Annotated in this window: 6 protein-coding genes; 2 read left to right on the top strand and 4 right to left on the bottom strand. The window is 46.9% G+C overall.

Translation table 11 applies throughout. The annotated features are described in order from the left end of the window. The 4 genes from J4G07_21145 to J4G07_21160 form a co-directional block, all read right to left on the bottom strand. On the bottom strand, window positions 1-675 hold a 675-nt coding region (locus J4G07_21145), incomplete at its 3' end, for a transposase (GenBank protein MCE2416494.1). Window positions 676-987: 312 nt separating this feature from the next. Further along, the gene (locus J4G07_21150; protein MCE2416495.1) at window positions 988-2,835 is read right to left on the bottom strand and encodes a transketolase; all 1,848 of its coding nucleotides are present in this window, start codon (window positions 2,833-2,835) and stop codon (window positions 988-990) included. Between the two features lie 163 nt (window positions 2,836-2,998). Continuing rightward, window positions 2,999-3,730 carry a tetratricopeptide repeat protein gene (locus J4G07_21155; protein MCE2416496.1) on the bottom strand — a complete coding sequence of 244 codons (732 nt, stop codon included), beginning with the start codon at window positions 3,728-3,730 and terminating at the stop codon, window positions 2,999-3,001. Between the two features lie 85 nt (window positions 3,731-3,815). After that, window positions 3,816-4,643, bottom strand: a complete 828-nt coding sequence (locus J4G07_21160) for a LamG domain-containing protein (protein ID MCE2416497.1) — start codon at window positions 4,641-4,643, stop codon at window positions 3,816-3,818. 454 nt (window positions 4,644-5,097) lie between these two features. Here J4G07_21160 and J4G07_21165 point away from each other — a divergent pair, with 454 nt between their 5' ends. Further along, window positions 5,098-6,171 carry a hypothetical protein gene (locus J4G07_21165; protein MCE2416498.1) on the top strand — a complete coding sequence of 358 codons (1,074 nt, stop codon included), beginning with the start codon at window positions 5,098-5,100 and terminating at the stop codon, window positions 6,169-6,171. Between the two features lie 236 nt (window positions 6,172-6,407). Beyond that, window positions 6,408-7,268 (top strand): VWA domain-containing protein, encoded by an 861-nt coding sequence (locus J4G07_21170; protein MCE2416499.1) that lies wholly within the window; start codon window positions 6,408-6,410, stop codon window positions 7,266-7,268. Window positions 7,269-7,594: the final 326 nt, after the last annotated feature.

A 7,594-nucleotide genomic window follows, 5' to 3' on the forward strand; every position in this document is an offset into this window, starting at 1 on the left:
TTTATACCAGTTCTGACTGCCTTTCTGCTTGCGCGAAAGGTTGCGATTTGCCCGTGCTAACTTGCGCTCGTATCGCTTCAGCGGGCGTGGATTCTCAAACGTTGTCCCGTCAGAACACGTCGCAAGTGTATTGATACCTACGTCAACGCCTATTGGTGGCTTATCGTCAAACAGGAGCGGTTGGTGCTGATAGTTGTTGCTATCCAGCCGTCTGACAGTGATAGACACAAACCATTTGTCATTGTGTTTGGACACAACAACTTTTGTGATTTCACCGGTATACCGCAATTCTTCACGCATACGTATCCACCCTATTTTGGGAAGGTTGACACGCTTTTTATAGACTTCAACAGTTCCTTCGCCATTGTCTGCTTGGTATGAACATTTACCAGATCGGTTCTTATAGACGGGAAACTTGTTTTGTCCTTTCTTCCAGCGTGTAACAGCGTCACCGAGGTTGTGAATAGCGTTCTTCGACGCATTCTGTGAGAGGATAGAACACCAGTGAAACTTATCGTATTTGACGGCGTTAAACTCACGCTTGATATCAACATGGGTTCGCCATTCGTCTTGGCCAAAGTTGAAGGCAACACGGGCATATCCACAATGTTGAGACATACACGTAGATTGCTTGTTATTGGGATTCAGTTCTATTTGCTGTGTTCGTAAAGGCATGGATTCTCACGTATCACGCTTTTACCGCTTTTCACTGTCGGTCGGCGAGGAGGCTACCCTTGCGGGTAGGTGAAAAGTCCTCGCCACGTGATACACTTACTATAGCACTTTCTCAAAGTATTGTCAAAAAAAATGACACAACTTTAGATTCTAACAGGTTCTTATAGGTTTTAGTAGGAAATACCGAACTGCAACTTACCCTTTGTGTTGTGGTTCAACTTTATGCCGAACTTGCTGCGAATAAATCTCTTTCCCGCGTGCAGCGATAGTTCCAGGCGGATAATCCGAATATGACCTAACAGTTCTCCTCAATTAGAGTTTCAACGCTTTCGCCTTCTGTACGATAGCGTCTGTGTTAATGCCGTGATATTCTAAAAGCTCCTCCGGTTTCCCAGACCTCGGCATCCCTGTAACAGCAAGCTTGTGAACGCAGACGCCTTCAGTTGCCACAGCATCAAGGACAGCGTCCCCGAGACCGCCTTCAGGATAATGGTCTTCAACGGTGATTAGGGTATTGTTCGTCTCAGACGCCGCCTTTTGTAGCGCTTCCTTATCAATCGGCTTAACAGAATACACGTCTATAATACGGACAGCCACCCCTTCTTGAGCAAGTATCTCGTGTGCTTTCAAGGCTTCGTGAAGGGCAACACCGGCGGCAACAATGGTCACCTTATCTTCACTGCTTTCCCGAATAACTTTAGACCCACCGATTGGGAAACGCTCATCAGCATCGTAGAGAATAGCGGTTTTTGGACGCGAGGTGCGGAGGTAAACGATACCCTCATAATCCGCAGCTTCCGCGACGAGCCGTTCAGCGGCGACTGCATCGCTTGGATACAGCACGACTGCTCCCGGAATCGCACGGAACATCGCGATGTCCTCTAAACCCATCTGTGAGGGACCGTCTTCACCGATTGAGACGCCACAGTGTGAACCGGCATATTTAATATTCGCTTGTGAGATCGCAGACATCCGAATCTGATCATAGGCACGCGATAAAAATGCAGCAAAGGTTGAGACAAACGGAATCTTACCGCGTTTTGCCAAACCGATGCCAGCCCCGACCAAATTTTGTTCCGCGATGAACATCTCGAAATAGCGGTTCGGATGGAGTTCCATAAATTGCTCAGCATACGTAGAGTTTTTAGTATCTCCATCTAAAGCAACAACATTCGGATTCGCACTACCGAGTTTCGCAAGCCCTGCACCGTAGCCACTACGCGTTGCGACTTCTTCGTCCACTGGATAGTCAGGCGGCTCACATTCGGTCACGGCTGCACGATCAGCATTCCCATTTACAGGATTTGGGGATGCAATCCGAACCGGAACATCTGAATGCAATGGACCAAGTTCAGCTAAAGCCTTATCAAGCTCGTCACCCTGGGCAAGCGCTTTTCCGTGCCAGTTGTCGGCGTTTTCAAGGAACGAAATCCCTTTTCCTTTAAAAGTTTTGGCGACTATCATCGTCGGTTTCTCGTCCGAAGCCTTCGCTCGGTCGAGTGCGGGAAGGATTTCATCAAAATCGTGACCATCAATGCCGATGGCTTGCCAACCAAACGCCTCAAAACGCTGACAATACGTATCGACGTCAAAGGCATACATCGTCCGTTGGCTCTGTCCAAGCGCATTGACATCCACAATCCCAATCAAATTATTAAGTTTGTAGTGTGATGCTAAAGCAGCCGCCTCCCAGACCCCACCTTCAGCAGTCTCGCCATCGCCAAGGAGGACATAGACTCGGTAATCAGCGTCATCTAAGTATTTTCCATTGAGAGCCATGCCGAGTCCAAGCGATAAGCCCTGTCCAAGGGACCCTGTTGCGACCTCTGTCCATTCAAACCGAGGGGTCGGATGTCCCTCCAAGATGCTATCAATTTGTCGCAACGTGCGAAGTTTTTCGGCTGGAATAATCCCCGCTTCCGCATAAGCGGCGTAAAGGAGCGGTGCCGCATGTCCTTTGGACAAGATGAATCTATCGTTGTTGGGGTTCTGAGCATCGGTTGTGTCATAACGCATCGCGTGAAAAAAAAGTGCTGAGACGATATCCGCAGCTGAGAGACACGTGGTTGGATGTCCAGACCCCGCCTCCGATGTGGAGGTGACGGAATGAATGCGTAGGTTCGTCGCTTTCTGTTTGAGAAAATTTTTTAAGGTTTCCACAAATTTTGCTAATCCTTTTTTAATAGTTGTCGGCTATCGGAGACTGTCGGCTGTCAGTGTTAGAATGGAAGATTGGAAGGATGGGTGGGGTATCTTCCATCCTTCCCTCGTCCATTCCAGTCTCTTGCTGATGGCCGATGGCTGATCGCTATCTTGCTGACGGCTATTCTGGGTTCAACTGAACCGATCTTCGTTGTGCGGCTAATGAAAGGTAATGTTCTTGATACGTCTGGATGAGATTCTCAAAAGTTACAATGGCTTGCGGGATATTTTGCATTTTGACGTAAGCTTCCGCTTGCCAGTACATCGCCTTTGCTACAATCGAATTAGAATCTGTCACATTTCCTTCCGTGTCCTGGGCTTCGTTTTCTATAGCTTCCCCAAATTTTTCGATTGCGCGTTGATAATCTTTCTCCTCATAGTAGGCTTTCACAGCATCTGCATAAGCGAGATTGCCTTGTTCCTGTGGTCGGAAAAGCTCAACTTCAAACGGAGGCAATTCCAACGGTGGGATGTCCACTTCTAAATCTTCTTCGATCGGTAATGCATCTATCGCTTCAGCAAGTCGTTGTTCATATGCTTCAGTATCATCGCTATCTTCTTCTTCGCCGCCGTATGCCTCTACTCCTTCTTCAGCGTCGTGTTCTTCTACTGCCTCTGTATCTGTATCTTCATCTTCATCATCTTCATCATCTTCATCATCTTCATCATCTTCATCTTCCACTTCCTCTTCCTCAACTCCTGTGGCTTCACGAAATGCGTGAGAGAGCGCAGTAGCCGGATCATTTAAGTCATCTTCCAACTCATCGACATCGGCATCGGCACCTTCTTCATCCAGATAGGAATCTTGTGATTCATCATCAAAATCGTCTGTTTCGTCAAAACTAAATATCATTTGTTCCTCCACATTGCTGTTTTTTAGTAATAGCCGTCGGCAGTTAGCAAGAAAACCGCTTGTTAACTGCCGAGAGCCGCACCACTTAGTACCTGATCTTCACGTCTGCCCAAGTGGTTGCCATCTTGTCAGCAGGATCAATCGCTAAGGCTGCAAGCATACCGTCCAACATCGTTTCAATGTCCGCTTGCTCCAAAGCGACATCGAAAATTACAACCTCGTCGATAGTCACTGCCCCAAAGCGCGCGCCACCGCAACAGTCATCAAATCCGATATTGACGGGACCGCTATCGGCATCAATAGGATTTTTAGCCAAATCTAATGTGCTGGCTTCTTTCGCATCAATATAGATGGCCCACTTACCGGTCTTACTATCAAAAGTGGTCGTGTACATGTGCCACTGGGTAATATCTTTGGGTCCAACATTACCATCATTCCAACCACCGGGTTTATTCCAGCAGCCTCCATTGCAAACCGGCCACGCTACATTTTTTGTGCCTTGGTTGGGATGGATGATATAGGCGTTCCGCTTTTCGACCATCCAACCGTGTTGATTCCAAGTATCATTCGGACTCTTTGCCCAAGCTGAGACCGTGATCGCTTCAGTCGGATTATCATGCTCGGCGATCCGAACGAAAGCACCTTTACCATCAAATTCAAGTGCTTGCCCAAACTGGCCCTTCACCCATTTCGGTTTACCTTCAAATTCGCCGTCCAGTCCATTTCCGGTGTCATCGGTTGCGACATTTCCTTTGCCCTCATCAAAAAGCCACATTCCGACAATGGTATCAGGATCGATCTCGGCCGAGGTGGTGGAGACGAACAAAACACCAACCGCAAAAAGACTGAAACACACGAGGACTACACTCGTGGGTTTCCAAAACTTGCTGCCAGAAATAATACTGAAATTCATTTTTACCTCCTGCTCAATATTACAAACTCAAGGACTTTACACACATATCCGTGCGATTCATGCGGACACCACAACCGTGCGAAGGCATAAATCGCCGCCAAAATATTCACATACATTTATCATATCAGATGCACAGGTACATGTCAAGAAAAAATTGAAATTCAAGACGATCTCACTTTCGGTGAAAAGGTTCCGCGCATACATTGATGCCACCACGTTCCAGCTCTTTTTTTCTACGAAAATTAGGAACTCAATCTGAATGGAGAACCTACGTAGAATACACCAATCCGAAGAAGGCACATTGACTCACGGACGGGGTGTCCTATATTTAAAAAGCGTTGACATGACAGGAATTTTCATCTATAATGTTTTAATGTTTTCATAAATTTATCTTAATTTAGAAGTTCGAGGTTTTTGCTGGGGTGTCTCCGCAGAAACCCTCCCACAGGAAAATATGAAAGAAATAGGATTTATTTCTTTGCTTTTGATCTTTGGTACCCTGTCCGTGTTTGGACAGACTTTAAATAACAGCCTGATAGTTTTAGGCTCACAACACCCCAACCTTAAGCACGAAAAACCAACGAGCGGTGTTTTTGTTGCGCAAGGCTTAGCGGCACAGAATTCGGAAGAGATTCCTGATGCGTCCACAAAGCAGAGTGATGCTGCCGATTCGGAGAACGGGAAAACCACAGATGAAGGGCATATACAGCAGAAAGAGACGAGACGGATATTTAAGATTATTAACGACTATCAGTTAGGTGAAGGTGAGGTACTCACAACACTCGTCATAATTGCCGCAGATGCAAGATTACAAGGGCAGGTAACCGGCAACATATTAGTCATCGGTGGAGATGCTCAATTGTCGCCAGAGGCACAAGTGAATGGCACTCTATACATTATCGGTGGACAGCTTACTGGAAATACACAAGGCGTCGCTAACCTTCAAGTAAGCAATGATTGGCATCTGGTACCCGCTGCGGTCCATCTTGCTATGCACCCCCATACCTTCTGGGGTATCAGCAAGCAAGCGAATTTTCGCCTAACACTCATCAAAATCGGATTTTCCGTTTTGATGTATCTGCTAATAGTAGCCGTGTTTTCAAATCCGATAAACGAGATAAGCGAACTTTTCGCGAGGCGACCTATCGGTAGTATATTATTTGGTATCCTGATGTTAATTGCGATACCTTTCTCCCTCGCAGTGTTGACATTATCAATCATTGGTGTGCCATTCATGCTACTGGTGCTTTCGCTTTTGATTCCCTTTGCCATCTGTGGTAAAGCAGCGATTTTCCTGACGCTCGGTAGTACCCTTTTTTCAGGGCGATGGAGACCGCTCGCGGTTATATTCGGTTATATCCTCTACTTCATGGCAACATCCGTGCCGTATATTGATTGGGCAGCGTTTCTCATTGTCAATAGTATCGCTATTGGACTCTGCCTGTTAAGTGGCATTAGCATGATACGTTCGCAGGAACCACGTAGAAGCGTCTCTCCACTCCCCAGCAATGAGTGGGGACCCCGGTAAGAAAAAGTGTAGTTAGCATGCAGTTAGCGTCCCCTCTCTTCCTGAGTTTGTTCATTGTAATCCCGCTACTGATATTCGCTTTGCGGTTCCTCCGTAGGGGGTTTTTGCTTGGGTATTTCCCCAAGGTCCCCTCGCCGCTACACAGGTGGGGATTCCTGTTACGTTGGAAACCAACAATCGCCCCGGTGGTGCGTTTTTCTGATTTCAAACATGGGTTTGCAACAAGTATTCAGCAGATGCGGCATACGTCTTCAGTTAAAGCGTTTCCGATACTGAGAGTGATTCGATTTATTGTTCTCGCGCTTCTCATTATCTCCCTTGCTCGTCCGCAACTGTCCCAAAGCCGTGAGCACAAATTCACTGAAGGTATCGATATCTTTTTAGTACTCGACATTTCGGAGAGCATGCGAGCAGAGGATTTTGAAGAATTCAATCGCATTCAAATTGCGAAATCAGTCGTTAACGATTTTCTGACGCACCGCCAAAACGATCGTATCGGTTTAGTCGTTTTTGCGGGTGAAAGTTTCACGCTTTGTCCGCTAACGTCGGATTATTCGGTGTTAGTAGAATTGCTCCGAGATGTAGAGATTGGACAACTCGAGGATGGCACGGCTATCGGGGACGCGCTTGCAACGGCTACCCATCGGTTACGCGCCTCGGAATCTCAAACAAAGATTGTTATCCTCCTGACTGATGGTGAAAACAACGCGGGTAGCATTGAACCGGGAGCCGCGGCCTCCCTTGCGCAATCCTTCGGGATTAAGGTCTATACGATCGGTATGGGAGAAGAGGGGGGTGCCCGCATTCCTTACGCGGATACGACCTTTGGTAAACGATATCGAGAGGTTCTAACCTACCTCGATGAGGATACCCTGAAACAGATTGCCAATACAACTGGAGGTCGCTATTTTCGTGCTACAGACACACAATCGCTGAAACAAATCTACGCAGAAATTGATCGTTTTGAAAAAACGAAATTTGAGACAGTCAACATCGTTGTCCACAAGGAGTTGACGGTATACCTCTTAATACCCGCACTGCTCCTGCTGGGAACCGAGATTCTATTAAGCAACACAGTTTTACGGAAAATCCCTTAATTTTTTCGATTATTCCTTTGCCGTGAAAGCATAGTCCTAAGGAAAATCTAAGAATGGAAAACCAAGCACATAGCTTGGAACGAAGTGGAAAGCGGGTATACGGAGAAGAACCCCAGAACTCCAAACCTGCTTGTCCGAACCGCAAGGAGAATTAAAAATATGGAAAATATTATTGCATGTAATTTGGGCAGCTACCGACAGTTTCGCGCTGGCGCGTATGCCCACTTAGCAAAAATCGGTTTGACGAATGTGGAGATCGGTGTGCCTGCCCCTGAATCCGTTGATACCCTCCGTGCAGAATTGAACGCGCACGGACTCACCGCTAC

This window comes from Candidatus Poribacteria bacterium, assembly GCA_021295715.1.
Lineage (GTDB): Bacteria > Poribacteria > WGA-4E > WGA-4E > WGA-3G > WGA-3G.

Bases quoted from the DNA above. Each gene is read 5' to 3' on its own strand.
- J4G07_21155 (MCE2416496.1), bottom strand. From the start codon at position 3,730: ATGATATTTAGTTTTGACGAAACAGACGATTTTGATGATGAATCACAA.
- J4G07_21160 (MCE2416497.1), bottom strand. From the start codon at position 4,643: ATGAATTTCAGTATTATTTCTGGCAGCAAGTTTTGGAAACCCACGAGT.
- J4G07_21165 (MCE2416498.1), top strand. From the start codon at position 5,098: ATGAAAGAAATAGGATTTATTTCTTTGCTTTTGATCTTTGGTACCCTG.
- J4G07_21170 (MCE2416499.1), top strand. From the start codon at position 6,408: ATGCGGCATACGTCTTCAGTTAAAGCGTTTCCGATACTGAGAGTGATT.